The sequence below is a fragment of the Halomonas sp. MES3-P3E genome (genome assembly GCF_002836035.1).
Classification (GTDB): Bacteria; Pseudomonadota; Gammaproteobacteria; order Pseudomonadales; family Halomonadaceae; genus Vreelandella; species Vreelandella arctica.
On sequence record NZ_PJBT01000154.1, the window covers coordinates 1 to 435 of the forward strand.

At 55.4% G+C, this 435-nt stretch carries 1 rRNA gene; it reads right to left on the reverse strand.

The window, feature by feature from the left end:
* Positions 1-411, reverse strand: a 16S ribosomal RNA gene (locus CXF87_RS12420); the annotation flags it as partial.
* Positions 412-435: the final 24 nt, after the last annotated feature.

Sequence of the window (435 nt, forward strand, 5' to 3'; positions counted from 1 at the left end):
GGCCTTCTTCACACACGCGGCATGGCTGGATCAGGGTTGCCCCCATTGTCCAATATTCCCCACTGCTGCCTCCCGTAGGAGTTCGGGCCGTGTCTCAGTCCCGATGTGGCTGATCATCCTCTCAGACCAGCTACGGATCGTCGCCTTGGTGAGCCTTTACCTCACCAACTAGCTAATCCGACATAGGCTCATCCAATAGCGGGAGCCGGAGCCCCCTTTCTCCCGTAGGACGTATGCGGTATTAGCCTGGGTTTCCCCAGGTTATCCCCCACTATCGGGCAGATTCCTATGCATTACTCACCCGTCCGCCGCTCGTCAGCATCTAGCAAGCTAGATCTGTTACCGCTCGACTTGCATGTGTTAGGCCTGCCGCCAGCGTTCAATCTGAGCCATGATCAAACTCTTCAGTTTACAATCATTGTGATCCTTACTCGC